Here is a 19,088-nt window from a genome sequence, read left to right as displayed (position 1 = left end):
CCTCGTCAAGCGCCGGCGTCGTCACCGCTGGCCGTTCGTCTTGCCGTTCGGGTGGGGGTGGCGCCGGATCTCGATACTGGCGTCGACGGCCGTGGCCGGCAGGCCGGCTGCGCGAGCGACAGCTCGGCGCCGGTGTTCTTCGGCGCAGCGCGCACAACCGGGTTTGGGGGCAGGATCGATGTCCTGCGCGTACGGGTCCGTCAGGTGCACCGGAGGGTCCAGGGTGCGGCGGGGTTCGTTCACGGGAACACCATGTCGCCCCGGCACAGGGCAACCCAGGCCCGCTGCGTGGTAGTTCGGCCCGGAGAGCCGCGCAACCACCACACACCGTGGTAGTCAGCCGTTGATGCCCAGGTGGTGAGCCAGCGTTCGCATGTCCTCGGTCAGGGTGCGCGTCCGGGTGTCCAGTACTTTCTGCAGTACGCGACGCGCCATCGGCTGGTGCCGCAGCCACTCCGGGTGTGACCGGTAGATGCCCATGAGTTCGCCCGTGGCGTCATGGTGCGCGCCGGTCAGGCTGTGAGCCCGCGCCACGTCCAGCCGGTACCGGCCCCACACATTGCTGGTGGGGGTGCCATGTGTCTGGAGACTGTCCAGGTGCAGTGCTCCGACGTCCGCTCGCCGCAGCACGCCCCGCGCGTCCCCCTTCAGCGACAGGTCTTCGATGACTTTGATCTCCGCCGTGGCCGGTCCGAACGGCCCCCAGTGGGTCCGGAAGTCGGTGTGTTCGCGGCCGATGGCGTACGCGGCCGTGGCGGCCATCCTGCGGGCGTCCTTCGCCTCCGCCTTCCGGTTGTTGCGCACGGCGGCAGCGGCGACGCGGAGCAGCAGTTCTCCCCAAACGGCCAGTTCCTCCGGCATCGCCTTCGAGATCCGGGGCTCCATCGCGTCAGCGGTGTCCGATGCCAGGTTCGCGCATTCGGTGAAGCGGTCCTGCCGCAGCAGGAGCCAGCACATCCCGATGATGCCGACGGCGGCTGTGGACGACGCTCCGACCTCACGGGCGTCCCGGATGCCCGAGGCCAGCGCCTGGTACGCCAAGTCGTACTGCCGCACCTGGGTCAGGTACTTGCCCGTCAGAAACAGAGCGCGAGCCCGGGACACCAGGGCCTGATGCCGCTGCTCGTCCCCGTCGGCCACGCACGCACTTCCCCCGGCGGCGGAGAGGATGCCGGGCAGCTGCCGCGCGACCGCGTCGTACCGGTCGGCCTGATAGAGCGCGTGCGCTTCGTCGATGTCCTGGAGCAGCGCGCTCCGGGGTACGCCTTCCGCAGGCGACCCGGCCGCATCGACGAGCCCCACGGGCGGCATCAGGTGACGGCGGAGATCCAGCAGCTGCTGGCGGCTGGGGCCATCGTCACGGACCGGTTCGGGGCTGGCGGCCGGGGCGAAGAGCGCTGCCGTCTCGGCGTCCAGGGCCTCCGCGAGCTGCACCAGCGTTTCGACGCGGGCCACGCCGCCCTGCTCCAGTTTGCGCACGGTGCCCAGGGACACTCCAGCCGCCTCGGCCAGTCGTTCCTGGCTCCACCCCAGGCAACGGCGGTGTTTGCGGATGTTGGTCGAGATCTCCGGAGACATGACCATCACCTACCTCTGGCACCAGGGTAGGGCGTGGCGCGACGCCGAAGAGCTGGTGGCCGCGACAGTGCCCACCGTCGGCGAGACCGCGTCCGTACGTATCCGGCGCCTACTGGACGAAGCCGTACAAAACGGCCTCGCTTCGGCCAAAGTTCCACCCCGGCTCCGCGACGCCCTCAAGCACCTCGGCGACGCCGTGCACACTGATCCATATGCGCTCTGACCGGGCCGGCCGTCAGCCGGCCGCCGAGGTCGCCGCCTCTTCGCGCCGTGTGCGGTCCATCTTCGCCTTGCGTACGTAGAACCAGGCCATGTTGCTGGAGATGCCCGCCATCAAGATCCACACGACGCCGAGCCAGCTGCCCTGGACGAAGGAGACGACGGCCGCGGCGACGGCGAGGGCGCAGACGACGAGGGCGAAGACGGCGAGGCGGGGCATGGGGTCGGCTCCTGTGCGAGGGGGTGTGGCGTTTCTTCCAGTGTCCCTCATGGTGTCGGAGACGGGCTCCGGGCCCCGGCCAGCCGGGACGTACGGGCGCATTTCCGGGGCCGACGGGCCCGAAGGCGAGGGCCGGAGGGGGCGGCCCCACGGCCGCCCCCCAAGACTCAGTCGGTCAGCTCTCCGGTGACGTAACCCCGCGCCTCGCGCCGCCCCGCGTGGCGTTCCCTGCGATTGCCGGCCTTGACGTACTGCTGCCACTCCTTGCCGCAGCCGCGCCGCCGGCAGCCCGCGCAGCAGGTGGAGCCGGAGAGGATCATGCCGGGGTCCTCCCAGCGGCAGCGGGTGTCCGCGCGCTCCCGCGTCGGGTGCGGCGGCAGGTCGCAGGGGCCGTAGCGGTGGTCATGGACCGGCCGGGGGTCGTGTTCCGCGTGGCGTACCCACAGGGGTTTCGTGCTGTCCGTACGGGACATCGCGTTCCTTCCGGAACCCGCCGCCCGGACTCCCGGGCCTTCCGGGCGGGCGGCCGGGGCAACCACCGCATGGCGTCACACTCCTTCCCTCGGCCGCCGTACCGGCCGTAGCACCGCCCGCGGAAGTGGGCAGCCTTTCAGGATATGGGTGTGGAGGGAGCAGAGGCAAGAAGTTGCCCGGCCGGCGCCGGAGTTGGGAGCGCCTCACACGTCCGTGACGCGCAGCCCCGCGTGCGCCTTGTAGCGCCGGTTGGTGGAGATGAGGTTGGCCACCAGGGACTCGACCTGGTGCGCGTTGCGCAGCCGGCCGGCGAAGACGCCGCGCATGCCGGGGATGCGGGCGGCGAGGGCCTGGACCTGGTCCGTGTCGGCGCGGGACTCGCCCAGCACCATCACATCGGTGTCGATCTCCTGGGTCTCCGGGTCCTGGAGGAGGACGGCGGAGAGGTGGTGGAAGGCGGCGGTGACGCGGGAGTCGGGGAGCAGGGCCGCGGCCTGTTCGGCGGCGCTGCCCTCCTCCGGCTTGAGGGCGTAGGCGCCCTTCTTGTCGAAGCCGAGGGGGTTGACGCAGTCGATGACCAGCTTGCCCGCGAGTTCTTCGCGGAGGGACTGGAGGGTCTTGGCGTGGCCTTCCCACGGGACGGCCACGATGACGATGTCGCTGCGCCGCGCGCACTCGGCGTTGTCCGCGCCCTCGACGCCGTGGCCCAGTTCGCCGGCGGCGGCCTGGGCGCGTTCGGCGGCCCGGGAGCCGATGATCACCTTCTGACCGGCCCGGGCGAGCCGGTAGGCCAGGCCGCGTCCCTGGTCACCGGTGCCGCCGAGGACACCGACGACGAGGCCGGACACGTCGGGGAGGTCCCAGGGGTCCCTTTTGAGCGCCTTCTTGGCTTCGGTCGCGACATTCACGGGCTGCGCGTCGTTGCCGGTCCGCGCGTCGTCAGAAGTAGTCATGACAGCGATACTGTCACGCCTTCACGCTGCCCTCGGTGAGCCCCGTACGCCAGTACCGCTGCAGGACGGTCATCAGCACCATCAGCGGCAGTACGGACAGGAACGCGCCGCCCACCGTGTACTGGTACAGCTCCGGCTGCCGGTCCGCGTACCCGGTCCAGGAGGTCAGGCCGAGCTGGATCGGGTAGAGGTCGGAGTCGGAGAGCATGACCAGCGGCAGGAAGTAGTTGTTCCAGATGTGGACGAACTGGAAGAGGAAGACGGTCACCAGCGCCGGGGTCATGAGTCTCAGGCCCAGTCCGGCGAAGATCCGGGCCTCCCCCGCGCCGTCGATGCGGGCCGCTTCCAGGAGCGAGTCGGGTACGGCGGCGGCCGCGTAGATCCGGCAGAGGTAGACGCCGAAGGGGCTGACGACGCTGGGGACGAGCACCGCCCAGTAGGTGTTGGCCAGGCCCATGGTGCTGAAGAGGAAGTAGAGGGGAAGGGCGAGGGCGGTGCCGGGGATGAGGACGCCGGCCAGGACGAGGTTGAAGACGGCTTCCCGGCCCGGGAACGGGAACTTGGCGAGCGCGTAGCCGGCCGCGGCGGAGAGGAGGGTGGCGGCGAGCGCGCCGACGCCCGCGTACAGGAGGGAGTTGGTGAACCAGCGGAGGTAGATCCCGTGGTCGTACGTGAGGACGTCGCCGAGGTGGGCCAGGGGGCGCGGGTGGGCGAACCAGAAGCCGAAGGTGCCGAAGAGGTCGGCGCTGTTCTTGGTGGCGGAGACGATGAGCCAGTAGACGGGGATGAGGAAGTAGATCGCGGCGAGGGTGAGGAGGGAGGCGGTGATGATGCGGTGGTGGAGGGGTGGGTGGGTGGCACCCCTGGAGGGGGCCGTGGAGTCCCCCCGTACCGCGGCCCGGTTTCCGGAGGCGGTCCGCTTTCCCGAGACGGCCCGGTTCACCGGTCGTTCCCGTCGCCGCGCTGTCCGACCAGCCGCAGGAAGCCGAACGACAGGACGCAGGCGACCAGCGCCAGCAGTACCGCCTCGGCCGCCGCGATGTGCTGGTTGTTGCTCACGAACGCCTCGCTGTAGGCGTGCAGGTTGGGGGTGAAGCCGGAGTCGATGGTGGCGGCGAGGGGCCGCAGCACCATCGGTTCGGCGAACAGCTGGAGCGTGCCGATGATGCTGAAGACGGTGGTCAGGACGAGCGCGGGCCGGATCAGCGGGATCTTGATGTGCCGGGCGATGTGCCAGGCGTTCGCGCCGTCGATGCGCGCCGCCTCGTACAGCTCCTCCGGTACGGCCTTGAGCTGGGAGATCAGTACGAGCATGTTGTAGCCGGTGAACTGCCAGGTGACGATGTTGGCGATGGACCACAGGACGGTGTCGCGGGCGAGGAAGTCCACGTACAGGCCGAGTGATCCGGCGATCTCCACGAGCGGGCTGATGCCCGGTACGTACAGGAAGCCCCACAGGATGGAGGCGATGACGCCGGGGACGCCGTACGGCAGGAAGAACGCGCTGCGGAAGAACGTGACGCCGCGGGCGCTCGCGCTCTCCAGGAGGAGGGCGAGTACGGTCGCCAGGGTGATCATCAGCGGTATCTGGACGACACCGAAGAGCAGGACCCTGCCGAAGCCGGTCAGGAAACGGTCGTCGGCGAGGGCGTGCGCGTAATTGGCGAAACCCGCGAAGACGTCACGCTCCTGGCCGCCGAGGCCGAGCGGGCCGGTGCGCTCGGTGCGGTGCAGGCTCTGGTGGACGGCGTAGACGATCGGGGCGATGAAGCAGAGGAGGAAGAGGAGGAGGAAGGGCAGGACGAAGGCGGCGGCGGCACGGGCGTTGCGGGCTTCGGTACGGGTGAGCCGGGTGTGACGCGTGCGCTGTACGCGCCCGGTGGCGGCCCGGCTCCGGTGCGGTCCGCTCACCCGCCGCTCTCCACCTTCAGGCCCTTGCCCCGCAGGTCGGCGACGGTCTGCCGCTGCACGGTCCGCAGCACCGAGCGGAACGATCCGCCGCTGTCGAGCGCTTCGGTGAAAGCGTCGCCGAGCCGCTGGTAGAGGGTGTCCACGCCGGGCCCCCACTGCCAGCTGGTGTCGACGTGCGCGCCCGCGTCCGCGAAGACCTTGCTGTACGCCTGGCCGCCGAAGAAGTCCCTGTACACGTCGAGGTCGGCGGTGGCGTAACCCTTCTTCACGCTCGGGAAGCCGTAACCGCCGTCGATCAGCAGCGCGACGGACTTCGGGTCGGAGTTGAGCCACAGGGCGAAGTCCAGCGCGTCCTTGGGATACGTGGCCTTGGTGAAGACCGCGGTGGTCGAACCGCCCCAGTTGGCGTGCGCGTTGGCGCCCTTCTGCCACTGCGGGAGGGGTGCGGCGCGCCAGGCGCCCTTGGTGCCGGGCGCGTTGCCCGCCAGCAGCGCGTCGCCCCAGCTGGCGCCGATCCAGGCCGGGATGGCGCCGGTCTGGATGTCCTTGTACCAGGCGTTCTGCCGGTCCGGGATGGTCTTGACGAGCTTGCGCCGGACCAGCGACTCCCAGTAATCGGCGACCTTGCGGGTGGGCTCGTCGTCGATGTGCACGGTCCAGGTGTCGCCCTGGGCGGCGTACCACTTGGCGCCCGCCTGCCAGGCCAGCCCGGCGAAGCGGTTGCCGTTGGCAGGGGCGAACGTCTCGATCCAGGCGCCCTGTCGGCGGACCGCCTTGGCGGCCTCCTCGTACTCGTCCCAGGTCTGCGGGAGCTGGATGCTCCACTTGTCGAAGAGGTCCCGGCGCAGGAAGAGTCCCATCGGGCCGGACGCCTGCGGGATGGCGTAGACGCCCTTGCCGAACACCGACTGCTGCCACTGCCAGCCCACGAACCGGTCCTTGTAGCGGGCGGCGCCGAATGCGGACAGGTCCATCAGGGCGTTGTCGAGCAGGAAGCCGGGGACGACGGGGAACTCGATCTGGGCGAGGTCCGGCGGGTTCCCGGCTTTGACGGCGGCGTGCATCTTGGCGTACTGGCGGCCGTCGACGGCGGACACCTTCTCCACCTCGACCCGGACGTCCGGGTGCTCGCTGTTCCACAGGTCCACCGGCTTGTCGATGCCCGGCACCCAGGACCAGAACGACAGCGTGATCTTCTGGCCCTTCTTGCGCTCCTTCTGTGCCGGGCTGCCGTCCGCGTCGCCGCCGTCGCCGCAGCCCGCGAGCGTGAACCCGGCGGCGGCCGCGGCGGCCCCGCCGAGCAGGGCCCGGCGGCGCACCCGGCGGACCCGGCGCGTCGAGAGGCCGCCGTCCCGGTCCCGGCCGCTGTCGTACATACCGGTGCTCATGCCAGCTCCTCCACGGGGATACGGCGGAAGGTGATCGTCGAATAGGCGCTGAAGTCGCCCGTCTCGTAGAGCAGCCCGACCGTCGCGCCGTCGATCCGTACGAGGTCGGAGTAGGCGGCCGGGAGCCCGTCGACGGTGTGCGCGGGGTACCAGGTCAGGCCGTGGTCACGGCTGGCCCGTACGGTCATCAGCGCGCGGGCGCCGGGGTCGGCGGGGCCGGAGAAGAGCAGCACGTCGGGCTCGCCCAGGTGCAGCGCGCTGCCCTCGACGACCGGCCCGGTCAGCCCGGCCTGCGGCCGGAACGGTCTGATCAGGCGCTCACCGGCGGCGTCGGGGGCGGAGTGGGCGTCGGCACGGTTGCCGGGGGCCGGGGAGTCGTTGCGGGTGTTGAAGTAGAGGGTGCCGTCGGGAAGTTCGGCGGTGGTGGTCTCGTTGGCGTTGATGTAGCCGTTGGGGTTGCTGTCCGTGTAGCCGATGCGCCAGCTCGCGCCGTCGTCGTCGCTGAGCAGGACGTGGCCGCCGTTGTAGCGGCCCTCGGTGCCGTTGTCGCCGGAGACGGTGGGGGCGATGGAGTGGTTGGCGGGGACGACCAGACGGCCGGCGTGCGGGCCGTGCCGGAGCCGGAGGGCGTGGCCGGGAGTGGTGGCGTACCAGCGCCAGCCGGCGCGCTTGACCTGCGCCGTGATCTCGCGCGGCGGGCTCCACGTCACGCCTTCGTCGTCACTGTGCTGCACCCAGACGCGCCGCCCGTCGGCGGCGGACACCAGGCCGCGGCGGATGCGGTCCTCGGAGGCGGTGGCTCCGCTGCGTACGTGCACCAGCAGGACCCGGCCGCCGTCCAGCACGACCGGGGACGGGTTTCCCGCCGTACCCGTGCCGTTGCGGGCGACGGCCTGGAGCGCGCTCCAGGTGCGGCCGCCGTCGGCGGAGCGTTTCAGCACGATGTCGATGTCGCCGTGGTCGGCGGCGCTGTGCACCCGGCCCTCCGCGAAGGCGAGCAGGGTGCCGGGGGTGGCGGTACCGGGGGCGGTGGCGCTCGGAGGGCTGGTGACGACCACGGCCGGGATGCGGAAGCTCGCGTAGCCCTCGGACCCGGCGCGGAACGGAAGGGAAGTCTCGTGAGCCATGGGTCCTCCCCCAACGGCCGGACGTAGGACGTCCTCTGTCAGCGTGACCATAGGGAGCCCCCAACTGGCCGTCAAGGCACGGCACACGTCTGGCGCGGCCCGCCACCCGACTGCGCCGCCGAGGCGCGCAAGGCACCGGGAAGCCGCGGGAACGCCACCTCGTGGGCACCGGGAATCCACCCGCCGTTCGGCCACACGCCCCTTACGGGAGACGGGCGTTGCGACGGCCACGCACACCCCGCGCGCTCCCGGTCACGAACACCCCGCGCGCTGCTGGAACGGGTGCCCCGCGCCCGCCCGCCCGAAATTCCGTTGCCCGCCGCCCGGCGTCCCCGCACGATGGTGCGTTGTGACCGAAGAAGACCATCCCCCTCCGAAACGTCCCCGCCGGGTGTCCGCCCTGCTCCCCGACCTGGCGCCGTGGCGCTCCTCCGCCGACTTCCGCCGGATGTGGTGCGCGGGCGCGGTGACCGTGTTCGGATCGTTCCTGACGCTCGTCGCCGTACCGTTCCAGCTGAAGGAGCTGACCGGGTCGACGCTCGCGGTCGGTGCGGTGGGCGCGGTGGAGATCGTGCCGCTGATCGTCTTCGGTCTGTACGGCGGTGCGCTCGCCGACGCCATGGACCGCCGCAGGCTCATCCTGTGGACGGAGGCGGCTCTCGGACTGCTGTCGGTGCTGCTGCTGGTCAACAGCCTGCTGCCGGACCCGCTGATCTGGCCGCTGTACGTGATCGTGGCGGCGGCCAGCGCGCTGACCGGACTCCAGCGCCCGGCCCTCGACTCGATCGTGCCGCGCATCGTCCCGCACGAGCAGCTGCCCGCCGCGTCCGCGCTGAACGCCCTGCGCTGGCAGGTCGGCGCCATCGCCGGACCCGCGCTGGCCGGTGTGCTGCTGGCCTACGCGGGGCTGCGGTGGGCGTACGCGATCGACGCCGTCACGTACGCGATATCCGTCGCGCTCGCGGTCGGCCTGGCCGCTTCCCCCGCCTCGCACGACGCCGAGAAGCCGTCGCTGCGCGGCGTATGGGAGGGCGCGCGGTACGCCTGGAGCCGCAAGGAACTGCTCGGTACGTACGCCGTCGACCTGACCGCCATGCTCTTCGCCTTCCCGATGGCGATCTTCCCGTTCCTGGCGGACGACCTGGGCGCGCCCTGGGCGCTCGGCCTGATGTACGCGGCGCTGCCCGCCGGATCCTGCCTGGTCAGCCTGACCAGCGGCTGGACCTCACGGGTGCACCGGCACGGACGGGCGGTGCTGTACGCGGCGGCGGCCTGGGGGCTGGCGATGACCGCGGCGGGCTGGGCGCCGAACGTCTGGCTGGTCCTGCTGAGCCTGGCCGTGGCCGGGGCGTGCGACATGGTCAGCGGCATCTTCCGGTCGGCCATGTGGAACCAGACCATCCCCGACGAGCTGCGCGGCCGGCTGGCCGGCATCGAGCTGCTGTCGTACTCGGTCGGGCCGCAGCTCGGCCAGGTCCGCTCGGGCGGCATGGCGGCCGTCACCTCCGTACGGACGTCGGTGTGGGCGGGCGGCGTGCTGTGCGTGGCCGGGGTGGTGGCGCTGGCCGCGGCGCTCCCGAAGCTGCTGGCGTACGACGCGCGGACGAACGAGCACGCGGTGCGGGCCCGGGTGGCCCGCGGGGTGCGGGAGGAGCAGGCGCCTGCGGCATAGCCGCAGGCGCGGGCCGCCGCGACGGTCCGCTGGGCGGCCCCGCCGGACCCGCCGGGCCCCGGGCCGCTCAGACGTCCCGGGCCTCTGGGCCTCCCCGGCCCCTAAGCCTTCCCGGACCCCTCGGATTCCCCGGCTCCCTCGCCCCCCTTGTCGTGCCAGCGGGGATCGGTCTCCCACTCCAGATTGCGTTCGCTCGCGGTCTGCATCGCGTGGGCCGCCTCCTCTCGCGTCGGGTACGGGCCGAAGCGGTCGGCGGCGCGGCACTCGGGGCCCTCTTCGACCGTTCCGTGCTTGAGGCAGTAGTACCATTCGCCGGGTTTGCCGGCCGTCTGCCTCTTGAACAGCGCCATCACGGCCTCCTGTCTGCGACTCCTGTGCCGCCATCCTGCCCGATGGGCCGCGGATACACTCGCTGATATGTCTGGCCAGTCGCTTCTTGTCCCGGGGACGATCTCCCCCACCCGCCCCGTCCCCGCCTCCATCCCGCGCCCCGAGTACGTGGGCAAATCCGCGCCCACCCCCTATACGGGCCCCGAGGTGCAGGACGCGGAAACGATCGAGCGGATGCGCATCGCGGGGCGGATCGCCGCCCAGGCGATGGAGGAGGCCGCCAAGCTGATCGCGCCGGGCGTGACCACCGACGAACTGGACCGGGTCGCCCACGAGTTCATGTGCGACCACGGCGCCTACCCCTCCACCCTCGGCTACCGCGGCTTCCCGAAGTCCCTGTGCTCCTCGGTCAACGAGGTCATCTGCCACGGCATCCCGGACTCGACCGTCCTCAAGGACGGCGACATCGTGAACCTGGACGTGACCGCTTACCTCAACGGCGTGCACGGCGACAACAACGCCACCTACCTGTGCGGCGACGTGGACGAGGAGTCCAAGCTCCTGGTGGAGCGGACCCGCGAGTCCCTCAACCGGGCGATCAAGGCGGTCAAGCCGGGCCGCCAGATCAACATCATCGGCCGGGTCATCGAGTCGTACGCCAAGCGCTTCGGCTACGGGGTCGTCCGCGACTTCACCGGCCACGGGATCAACTCGTCCTTCCACTCCGGCCTGATCGTCCCGCACTACGACAGCCCGCACCACACCACCGACATCAAGCCAGGCATGACCTTCACCATCGAGCCGATGCTGACGCTGGGCACGCATGAGTACGACATGTGGGAGGACGGCTGGACGGTGGTGACGAAGGACCGCCGGCGCACCGCGCAGTTCGAGCACACCCTCGTCGTCACGGAGACCGGCGCGGAGATCCTCACCCTCCCCTGACGCCTGCCACAGCCCTCGCGACCCCCTGTCGCGGGGGCTTCCGTTTCGAGGTTTTTACCGACACGATGTCGGGAAGATTACCGACAGGGCGCCGGAAACGTTGCCGACACCGCGTCGGCAAGGGGTTGACTTAGGTAAGCCTAACCAACCACAATCTGATCCCGTACGCACCCCACCGGCCCCCAGAGGTCCGCCTTGGCCGCGCCCAGCTCGCCCCCGTCCGCGCACTCCGCCGCATCGGTGCCGTTCTCCACCCTGATCCGCACCGCCTCGCACGAGCAGCACACGGAGGCCGAGAACTCGTCCTTCATGGGTGACCTGCTCGGCGGCAGACTCGGCGTCACGGCCTACCGGCGCTACACCGAGCAGCTGTGGTTCGTCTACCGCGCGCTGGAGGACGCCTCCGATGCGCTCGCCGGGGACCCGGTCGCCGGACCGTTCATCCGGCCGGAGCTGGCCCGTACGGCGGAGCTGGAGCGGGACCTGGCCCACCTCGGCGGCCCCTCCTGGCGTACGGGCCTGGAGCCGCTGCCGGCCACCGTCGCGTACGCCGACCGCGTCACCGAATGCGCCCGCCGCTGGCCCGCCGGATATGTCGCGCACCACTACACCCGCTACCTCGGCGACCTCTCCGGCGGCCAGATCATCCGCGGCACGGCCGAGAAGACCTGGGGCTTCACCCGCAAGGGCGACGGCGTGCGCTTCTACGTCTTCGAAGGCATCGGCAACCCCGCCGCCTTCAAGCGCGAGTACCGCGAGCTGCTGGACGCGCTGCCGGTGGACGACCTGGAGAAGCAGCGGGTGGTCGACGAGTGCAAGCGCGCCTTCGCGCTCAACACGGCGGTCTTCCACGAGCTGGGGGAAGAGTTTCCGCTGAGCGCTTGAGTGCTTGAGCGGGGAAGCGGGCGCAACGCACGGGGGTAGCCCGCCCGGCTCCCGGCTCCCGGTCAGGGCTGCGGTGCCACGGGCAGGACGCGGCCGCCCAGCGCGATCGTGCCGTCCTCGTGCGGGCGCGTCAGGATGCGGGAGCCGGTGCCCTGGCGGATGTCCAGGGCCCGGCCCAGTTCGTGGGTGAGGACGAGCGCCGCGGCGCCCGTGGCCTCGTCCTCCACGATGCCGTCGCCGCGGCGCGGGAAGAAGCGGGCGCGTACCGTGCCCGCGCCGCGGTCCTGCCACGCCCACACGTAGACCGGGCCGTCCCCGGGCGGCGGCCCGGACAGCGCGTCCACCTCCGCCGCCGTCGCGACCTCCTGGGTACGGCGCCCGGTGGACCACTCCGGCCGCCCGCGCACCCAGACACACTCCTCCTCGTACACGACCGGCACCTCGCCGGCCGGCGGGCGCAGCACGGTCACCGGCTGCCCCAGGTGCCGCAGCAGCCACGCCGTACCGACCAGGGGGTGTCCGGCGAAGGGCAGCCGCACGCTGGGCGTGCGGATGTCGATGCCGGGCCTGCCGGGCAGGCCGCTGCCCGCATCCTCCAGGAAAACCGTTTCGCTGAAGCCGAGTTCGGCGGCGAGGGCCTGGCGCGCGGACGACTGCGGTACGGCGGCTCCGTTCCGTACGACGCCCAGGGGGTTGCCGCCCTGGCCGTCAGGACCGCAGAAGACGCGTACGACGTGCAGTTCGGGGGCCTGTGGCACTGTCATGACCGTATTCCATCGCGGGTACGGCGGCAGCGGCCCACCGGGGTGCGGTTGTTCCGGAACGCCGGAACGCCGAAGTACCCGCCGCGCGGAGGCATTGCGCGACGGGTACGGCCGGCCCCTGGGCCCGGGGCGCGCCTGTGGGGTGTGGGGAGGCGGCCCCTGGGGGAGCGGAGCCCGGGGGATGTGGGGGGGTGGGGTCCGGAGAATCGGGGAGTTACAGGGCGGTGCGGCGGCGTACGGCGTAGGTGGCGGCGCCGCCCGCCAGGATGAGGGCGCCGGCCACGCCCGCCAGCGCGCCGTTCGGCACGGAGAGGCCGGTGGCGGCGAGCGACCCGGAGCCGCCGGTGCCGGTACCGCTGCCGCTGCCGCTGCTGAAGCTCGCGGTGCCACTGGCGTCGCCGGAGCTGCTGGTGGCCGAGGTACCCGAGGTGTCCGACGCGGCGCCGCCGCCGGGCAGTTGTGCCTTCGGATCGACCGAGACGGCGGCCGTCACCGGGTCGAGGGCCTGGCCCGGCTTGTACATGGTGTCGAACGCCTTGGACCCTGCGGCGGTCAGCGTCGCGGGCACGTTCTTGAGCGTGACCACGCCGTTCTTGGCGGTGAGGGCACCGGCCGGGATCTTGAGGTCGGCCACCGCCATGCCGGGCGTGCTGGTGACCTTGCCGGTGGCGCGCGCCTTGGCCGAGACGTCCGCGACCAGCGTGCCCTTGGTGCCGCTCGCGGTGACCTTGAGGTTGCTGAACCTCAGGTCCAGGACGCCGTCGTGGCCGGTGAAGCGCACCGAGCCGTTGAACTGCGCGGCGAGGGAGGCCTTGGCGGCGTCGTACGTGCCGTGGCCCTTCGGGAAGCGGTAGCCCGCGGCGGAGGTGGCGGCGCCGCCCGCGAGTTCGGCCTTGCCGTGTGCGATGGGGCCGGTGATGTACTCGCGGAAGGACTGCTTGACACCCCAGTCGAGGGTGCCGTCGGCGATGTTGCCGGCGGTGGCCGCGGACGGCGCGGCGGCACCGGAGGCGGGGGCGGCGGCTGTCTTCCGGCCCGAGGAGCCGGTGCCGGTACCGGAACCCGAATCCGAGCCGGAACCCGAGCCCGCGTGCACGCCCTGCTTGCCGCCGGATTCCCCGCCGGCCCGGCTCCCCTCCTTCTCGTCCTTCCCGTCCTTCCCGTCCTTCCCGTCCTTGCCGCCCTGGCCGTTCCCGCCGGGTGCGGGCTGCGCCGGCTTCCCGGGGGTGCTCGCCGGGGTCACCGTCAGCGTGGCCGGGTCGAGTTCCTGTCCCTCCTTGTACATGCCGTTGAACGCCTCCGCGCCCTTGGCGGTCAGCTTCACCGGGATCTCGGCGAACGACATCGCGCCGCCCGCGCCGCTGCCCGGGCGCACCGCCGACAGGTCGAGCGAGGCCAGGGCCACGTCGTCCTGGGTCGTGCCCGCGGCCGTGACGTCGGCGGTGATGGCGCCGGTCCTGCCCTCGGTGGCGACCTTCAGGTCCGCCAGCTTGATGTCGAAGCCGTGGGCTTTCGAGGTGAAGCGGACGCTGCCCTTGAAGGTGGTGGCGACGGCGTGCGTACCCAGGTCGTAGGTGCCGGTGCCGGCCGTGAAGGTGAACGGGCCGTTGTCCGGGGCCTGCCGCGCGCCGTCGGCGGTGGTGATGTCACCGAGCTCCATGCCCTTGACGTACTTGCGGAAGGATTCCTTGACGCCCCAGTCGAACGTGCCGTTCTTCAGCTGGATCGTCGGCGCTGCCGTGCCGGTCGCGGGGGCGGCCGTGGCGGTGGCCGGCAGGCACAGGGCCGCGGTCGTGGCGGCGGTGGCGATGGCTGCCGCGAGGGCGAGCGGGCGGCGTATGGCGGCCATGGTCGGTGGCTCTCCTTGAGTGGGGTGGAGGTGCGGTGGGATGGGGCAGGTCAGCCCTGCGGGGGCGCCGCGGGGGGCGTACGACGGCGGGTGCGCAGGACGAGGAACGCGGCGACGGCGACGAGCAGCACGCCGGCCACGACGAGAAGGATGACGGTGCGGGCAGGGGATGATGCGGGGGCCGAGGCGGGCGCGGCCTGCTCGGGTGCGGCCTTCTTCTCCTGCTTGCCCTCCGCGGCGGCGGCCTTGGGGTCGGCGCCGAGGTCGGGGAGGGCGGGCAGCGCGGCCTTGTCGTCGACGGCGACCGCGAGCGAGACGGGGTCCATGCCGGTACCGGCCCGGTACAGGCCGCCGAACGCCTTGGCGCCGTCGGCGGTGAGCTGCGCCGGCGCTTCGGTGAGCTTGATCAGGCCCTTGTCGGGCGTGAGCCGCTGTGCCTCGAAGGTGGCCAGCGGGATGCCCTTGGTGGTCGTACCACCGTTGGTGACGTCGGCGGCGAGGGTGCCGCGGCCGTCCTCGACCGTGACGGAGACGGCGGTGAGGGTGAGGTCGAGGTCCTTGCCGGTGAAGCGGAGTTTTCCGGCGAAGTCGGCGCTCAGGGTGCCCTTTTCGGCGTCGTACGTGCCCTTGCCGCGCGGGAAGCGGAAGAGCGCGCCGCCGTCCTGGGCACCGTCGGACAGGTGCCAGCGGCCGTGTGCGATGTTTCCGGTGACGTACTCGCGGAAGGTGCGGCGGACGCCCCAGTCGACGGCGGCCTCGGTGAAGGTGCCCCGCCCGGCGTCGCCACCCTTGGCGCTGCCCCCGGACGAGGTGGGCGCCGGACTCGGTTCCGTCCCCGCCCGTACGTCCGCCGACAAGCTCACCGGGTCGAGTCGGGTGCCTTCCGTGTAGTAACCGGCGAAGGCCCGCGCGCCCTGCGCGGTCAGCTTGGCCGGCACGTTGGCCAGCGCGATGGGCGTGCCGCCGCCCCGGGTGTCGACGCCGCCGAGTTCCAGTGTGGCGAGCGGTACCCGGGCGGCCGTGGTGACGCGGCCGGTGCCCTTCTCCTTGCTGGTCATGTCGGCGTAGAGGGTGCCGCGGCCGTCGGCGACGGTGACCTGGGGGCGGCCGATGGTCAAGTCCATCTCGTACGAGCCGTCCGGCTTGCGGTGGCCGGTGAAGTGGACGCCGCCGGAGAAGCCCGCTGTCAGGGCGCCGCTGTCCGGGTCATAGCTGCCGGTGGCGGAGTGGAAGCGGAACCGGCTGTCGCCGACCGTGGCGGCGCCGCCGTTCAGGGTCCAACTGCCTTGCGCGATAGGCCCGGTGACGTACGACTGGAAGGAGGATTTGATGCCCCAGTCCAGCCGCCCGCCCGCGACCGTGCGGGCCGCCGCGTGCGCGGGGGTCGCAGGCAGCGCGGGGAGCAGCGCGCCGAGCAGTGCCGCCAGGAAGGCGGCGGCGAGCAGGCGGGCGCGGCCGCGAGTACGGCCGCGGGCCGGTCTGAACGGCAGCATCGGGGACCCCTCCAGGGCTAGCGATTAAGGTAAGGCTAACCTAAGCTAAGTGCGATGCAAGCGGAACCCCGGGACCCGACCGGTCCCCCTTCCGCACCACCGGCACCGGCCCCGGGCCCGGTCAACTGACGTACACGGAAAGGCGGGACAGTGACAGCAGCCAACCGGGAGCCGGTCCGCCGGCGCCTGTCACGCCCCGCCGCGGCGCTCGCCGCCGCCCTCGCCCTCGCCCTCGCGCTCACCGGCTGCGGCGGCGGCACGGACACCACCGCCGCCCCGGCGAAGCCCGCCGCCCGGCCCGCCGCCGACCGCGTCGAGCCGCTGCCGGGCGCCGCGCCCCGGCCCGGACTGCCCGCGACCGTACGGTCCGCCGACGGGCACGAGGTGACGGTCCGCAAGGCCGACCGGATCGTGCCGCTCACCGGCTCCCTCTCGGAGACCGTCTTCACCCTCGGACTCGGCGACCGGGTCGTCGCACGCGACATCACCGCCACCTTCGAGCAGGCGAAGAAGCTGCCCGTGGTGACCCGCGCGCACGACGTGTCGGCGGAAGGCGTGCTGTCGCTCAAGCCCGACGTGGTCCTCGCGGACACCACCACCGGACCGGCGGAGGCCATCGGCCAGATACGGGACGCCGGTGTCCCGGTCGTCACGTTCCGGCCCGCGACCCGGCTCGCCGATGTGGACGCCCGGATCGACGCGGTGGCGGCGGCCCTCGGCGTACGCACGGCGGGCGACGCCCTCAAAACCCGTACCGACCAGCGGATCAAGGCCGTGCGGAAGGACATCCCACACGGCGGTACGGAGGCGGCCGACCGCCCCCGGGTGGCCTTCCTCTATCTGCGCGGCTCGGCCTCCGTCTACCTCATCGGCGGCGCCGGGTCCGGCGCCGGTTCGCTGATCGAGGCGGCGGGCGGCATCGACGCGGGCAAGGCGTCGGGCCTGGAGAAGGACTTCACCCCGATCACGAGCGAGGCACTGGCCAAGGCCGCGCCGGACGTGATCCTGGTGATGACGAAGGGCCTGGAGTCCGTCGGCGGCATCGACGGGCTGGTGAAGATCCCCGGCGTGGCGCAGACCCCGGCCGGCATGGACCGGCGGGTGACCGCCGTCGACGACGGCGTACTGCTCAGCTACGGGCCGCGCACGGACACCGTACTGCGCTCCCTGGTCCGGCAGTTCCACGCCGAGGGGAAGTGAGATGACGGCACTCCCCCACACGGACGCGAGCGCGGGTACGGGCGCAGACGCGAGCACGGATACGGACGCCCAGGCGAGCCCCCCGCACACCCCGGCCGCCGCACCACCACCCCCTCGCCGCCTCCCCCGCACCGCCCTGCTGACCACCGGTCTTACCCTCGCGCTCCTCATCGGCTGTCTGCTCTCCGCCGGTCTCGGCGCGTACCGCATCCCGCTCGGCGATGTCCTCGGCTCGCTGCTGCACCATCTGCACCTCGGCGGCGCGGAGCTGGACCGGGTCGGCGAGAGCGTGCTGTGGAACGTGCGGCTGCCGCGCGTCGTGCTGGCGCTGCTCGTCGGCTCGTCGCTGGGCTGCGCGGGCGCTCTCATGCAGGGCGTGTTCGGCAATCCGCTGGCCGAACCGGGCGTCATCGGCATCTCGTCGGGCGCGGCGGTCGGTGCCGTCGGCGCCATCACGCTCGGTCTCGGCTTCCTCGGTATGTGGACGGTTCCGGCCTGCGCGTTCGCCACCGGGCTGCTGACCGTCCTGGTCGTCTACGCGCTCTCCCGCTCGGGCGGCCGTACCGAGGTCGTCACGCTGATCCTCACGGGCATCGCGGTGAACGCCTTCGCGGGCGCGCTGATCGGCCTGTTCCTCTTCTTCGCCGACAACGCCCAGGTCTCCCAGATCACCTTCTGGCAGCTCGGCTCGCTGTCCGGGGCGGTCTGGCCCAAGGTGCTGGCGGTCCTGCCGTGTGCCGTCGCCGGGCTGGTCATCGCGCCTTCCCACGCCCGCAAGCTGGATCTGCTGGCGCTCGGCGAACGCCCCGCCCGACATCTCGGAGTCGACGTGGAGCGGCTGCGCGTCGTCCTCATCCTGGTCGTCGCGCTGCTCACCGCGGCGGCCGTGGCGGTGGCCGGTGTCATCACCTTCGTCGGTCTGCTCGTCCCGCACCTGCTGCGGATGGCGGCCGGTCCCGGGCACCGGTTCCTGATCCCGGGCAGTGCCCTGGGCGGCGCCCTGGTCCTGGTCGTCGCCGACCTCGTCGCCCGTACCGCCGCCCAGCCGGCGGAGCTGCCGCTGGGCGTCCTGACCGCTCTGTGCGGCAGCCCGTTCTTCTTCTGGCTACTGCGCAGGACCCGCCGCAAGCAAGGGGGCTGGGCATGAGCCGGGTCCGGTTTCCGACGATCGGTTCGTGGTTCGCGGGGCGCGCCAGGACGCTGCCCGCGCCCGTCTCCCCGGGCACGGCGTACGCGCGGGCCCGCGGTCTCGGCGTACGGCTGGGCAGCCGTACGGTCCTGGACGGGATCGACCTGGAGGTGACCGCGGGCCAGGTGCTGGCGCTCGTCGGGCCCAACGGCGCGGGCAAGTCCACGCTGCTGGCCGCGCTCGCCGCCGATCTGCCCGCCGCCACCGGGGAAGTGCGCATCGACGGCCGCCCGGCCACCGACTGGACGCCTCCCGAACTCGCGCTGCGCCGGGCCGTCCTGCCGCAGTCCGCCGCCCTGTCCTTCCCGTTCGCGGTGGCGGACGTCGTACGGATGGGCCGCGCGCCCTGGGCGGGGACACCGGGCGAGGACGAGGACGAGGCCGCCGTCGCGGAGGCGATGACGGCGACCGAGGTGACCGGCTTCGCGGACCGGCCGTTCTCCGCGCTGTCCGGCGGCGAACGGGCCCGGGTCGCGCTCGCCCGCGTCCTGGCGCAGCGCGCCCCGCTGCTGCTGCTCGACGAGCCGACCGCCGCGCTGGACCTGCGCCACCAGGAACTGGTGCTGCGGATCTGCCGGGAGCGGGCGGCGGCGGGGGCCGCGGTGGCGGTGGTGCTCCACGACCTGGGGCTGGCCGGCGCGTACGCGGACCGTGCGGCGCTGCTGCACGGCGGGCGGGTCGCCGCGCAGGGCCCGCCCGGCGAGGTCTTCGGCGCGGAGTTGCTGAGCCGGGTCTACCGGCAGCCGGTCGAGGTGATCGGGCATCCGCGTACCGGCGTTCCCCTGGTCATGCCCTTGCGTGAACACTGACCCCCGGCCGTGTCCGGGCGGGGCGGTTGCGTCCCGTAATGCCCGGTGGGACCGGCGGGCCGCCAGGTCACGGTGCGGCCGC

At 72.4% G+C, this 19,088-nt stretch carries 20 protein-coding genes; 7 read left to right on the top strand and 13 right to left on the bottom strand.

The window, feature by feature from the left end; translation table 11 throughout:
• Positions 1-21: 21 nt before the first annotated feature.
• Positions 22-243, bottom strand: a complete 222-nt coding sequence (locus ACZ53K_RS38890; RefSeq protein WP_468846708.1) for a hypothetical protein — start codon at positions 241-243, stop codon at positions 22-24.
• A gap of 93 nt (positions 244-336) precedes the next feature.
• Entirely contained in the window at positions 337-1,578 is a 1,242-nt protein-coding gene (locus ACZ53K_RS38885) for a helix-turn-helix domain-containing protein (RefSeq protein WP_468846705.1), read from the bottom strand.
• Here ACZ53K_RS38885 and ACZ53K_RS38880 point away from each other — a divergent pair.
• Positions 1,577-1,801 (top strand): hypothetical protein, encoded by a 225-nt coding sequence (locus ACZ53K_RS38880; RefSeq protein WP_468846702.1) that lies wholly within the window; start codon positions 1,577-1,579, stop codon positions 1,799-1,801. The genes ACZ53K_RS38885 and ACZ53K_RS38880 overlap by 2 nt on opposite strands.
• A gap of 12 nt (positions 1,802-1,813) precedes the next feature.
• Here the strand turns inward: ACZ53K_RS38880 and ACZ53K_RS38875 are convergent, their stop codons facing one another.
• The 7 genes from ACZ53K_RS38875 to ACZ53K_RS38845 form a co-directional block, all read right to left on the bottom strand.
• Entirely contained in the window at positions 1,814-2,017 is a 204-nt protein-coding gene (locus ACZ53K_RS38875) for a hypothetical protein (protein WP_468846699.1), read from the bottom strand.
• 167 nt (positions 2,018-2,184) lie between these two features.
• Positions 2,185-2,490, bottom strand: coding sequence for a hypothetical protein (locus tag ACZ53K_RS38870; protein WP_468846697.1), 306 nt, complete (start codon positions 2,488-2,490; stop codon positions 2,185-2,187).
• Between the two features lie 204 nt (positions 2,491-2,694).
• The gene (gene npdG, locus ACZ53K_RS38865) at positions 2,695-3,444 is read right to left on the bottom strand and encodes an NADPH-dependent F420 reductase (RefSeq protein WP_468846694.1); all 750 of its coding nucleotides are present in this window, start codon (positions 3,442-3,444) and stop codon (positions 2,695-2,697) included.
• Positions 3,445-3,457: 13 nt separating this feature from the next.
• Entirely contained in the window at positions 3,458-4,276 is an 819-nt protein-coding gene (locus tag ACZ53K_RS38860; RefSeq protein WP_468846745.1) for a carbohydrate ABC transporter permease, read from the bottom strand.
• Positions 4,277-4,383: 107 nt separating this feature from the next.
• Entirely contained in the window at positions 4,384-5,355 is a 972-nt protein-coding gene (locus tag ACZ53K_RS38855) for a carbohydrate ABC transporter permease (RefSeq protein WP_468846692.1), read from the bottom strand.
• Positions 5,352-6,731 (bottom strand): ABC transporter substrate-binding protein, encoded by a 1,380-nt coding sequence (locus tag ACZ53K_RS38850; protein ID WP_468846743.1) that lies wholly within the window; start codon positions 6,729-6,731, stop codon positions 5,352-5,354. Before ACZ53K_RS38850 ends, ACZ53K_RS38855 begins: the two co-directional genes overlap by 4 nt.
• Before the next feature lie 8 nt (positions 6,732-6,739).
• Entirely contained in the window at positions 6,740-7,870 is a 1,131-nt protein-coding gene (locus ACZ53K_RS38845; protein WP_468846689.1) for a sialidase family protein, read from the bottom strand.
• Between the two features lie 349 nt (positions 7,871-8,219).
• On the opposite strand from ACZ53K_RS38845, the gene ACZ53K_RS38840 reads away from it, so the two are divergent.
• Positions 8,220-9,542: an MFS transporter gene (locus ACZ53K_RS38840; RefSeq protein ID WP_468846686.1), complete on the top strand. Its 1,323-nt coding sequence runs from the start codon at positions 8,220-8,222 to the stop codon at positions 9,540-9,542.
• 101 nt (positions 9,543-9,643) lie between these two features.
• Here the strand turns inward: ACZ53K_RS38840 and ACZ53K_RS38835 are convergent, their stop codons facing one another.
• The gene (locus tag ACZ53K_RS38835; protein ID WP_468846684.1) at positions 9,644-9,892 is read right to left on the bottom strand and encodes a hypothetical protein; all 249 of its coding nucleotides are present in this window, start codon (positions 9,890-9,892) and stop codon (positions 9,644-9,646) included.
• A gap of 67 nt (positions 9,893-9,959) precedes the next feature.
• Here ACZ53K_RS38835 and map point away from each other — a divergent pair, with 67 nt between their 5' ends.
• Together map and ACZ53K_RS38825 are read left to right on the top strand one after the other, a co-directional pair.
• Positions 9,960-10,817, top strand: a complete 858-nt coding sequence (map, locus tag ACZ53K_RS38830) for a type I methionyl aminopeptidase (protein ID WP_468846682.1) — start codon at positions 9,960-9,962, stop codon at positions 10,815-10,817.
• Positions 10,818-11,012: 195 nt separating this feature from the next.
• Positions 11,013-11,702, top strand: a complete 690-nt coding sequence (locus tag ACZ53K_RS38825; RefSeq protein WP_468846679.1) for a biliverdin-producing heme oxygenase — start codon at positions 11,013-11,015, stop codon at positions 11,700-11,702.
• 62 nt (positions 11,703-11,764) lie between these two features.
• Here the strand turns inward: ACZ53K_RS38825 and ACZ53K_RS38820 are convergent, their stop codons facing one another.
• The 3 genes from ACZ53K_RS38820 to ACZ53K_RS38810 all read right to left on the bottom strand — a co-directional run bounded on the left by ACZ53K_RS38820 (position 11,765) and on the right by ACZ53K_RS38810 (position 15,808).
• Positions 11,765-12,466, bottom strand: coding sequence for a PhzF family phenazine biosynthesis protein (locus tag ACZ53K_RS38820; RefSeq protein ID WP_468846676.1), 702 nt, complete (start codon positions 12,464-12,466; stop codon positions 11,765-11,767).
• A gap of 214 nt (positions 12,467-12,680) precedes the next feature.
• Positions 12,681-14,315, bottom strand: coding sequence for an HtaA domain-containing protein (locus ACZ53K_RS38815; RefSeq protein ID WP_468846673.1), 1,635 nt, complete (start codon positions 14,313-14,315; stop codon positions 12,681-12,683).
• A gap of 50 nt (positions 14,316-14,365) precedes the next feature.
• Positions 14,366-15,808, bottom strand: a complete 1,443-nt coding sequence (locus ACZ53K_RS38810) for an HtaA domain-containing protein (RefSeq protein WP_468846670.1) — start codon at positions 15,806-15,808, stop codon at positions 14,366-14,368.
• A 150-nt stretch (positions 15,809-15,958) separates the two neighbouring features.
• Here ACZ53K_RS38810 and ACZ53K_RS38805 point away from each other — a divergent pair, with 150 nt between their 5' ends.
• The 3 genes from ACZ53K_RS38805 to ACZ53K_RS38795 are packed head-to-tail and all read left to right on the top strand — an operon-like array spanning position 15,959 to position 19,006.
• Entirely contained in the window at positions 15,959-17,008 is a 1,050-nt protein-coding gene (locus tag ACZ53K_RS38805; protein ID WP_468846668.1) for a heme/hemin ABC transporter substrate-binding protein, read from the top strand.
• A 1-nt stretch (position 17,009) separates the two neighbouring features.
• Positions 17,010-18,155 (top strand): FecCD family ABC transporter permease, encoded by a 1,146-nt coding sequence (locus tag ACZ53K_RS38800; protein ID WP_468846665.1) that lies wholly within the window; start codon positions 17,010-17,012, stop codon positions 18,153-18,155.
• Positions 18,152-19,006, top strand: a complete 855-nt coding sequence (locus tag ACZ53K_RS38795; protein WP_468846663.1) for a heme ABC transporter ATP-binding protein — start codon at positions 18,152-18,154, stop codon at positions 19,004-19,006. Before ACZ53K_RS38800 ends, ACZ53K_RS38795 begins: the two co-directional genes overlap by 4 nt.
• Positions 19,007-19,088 lie beyond the last annotated feature (82 nt).

Source organism: Streptomyces sp. NPDC033221, assembly GCF_055577005.1.
This window is presented reverse-complemented; position numbering and strand designations above follow the sequence as displayed.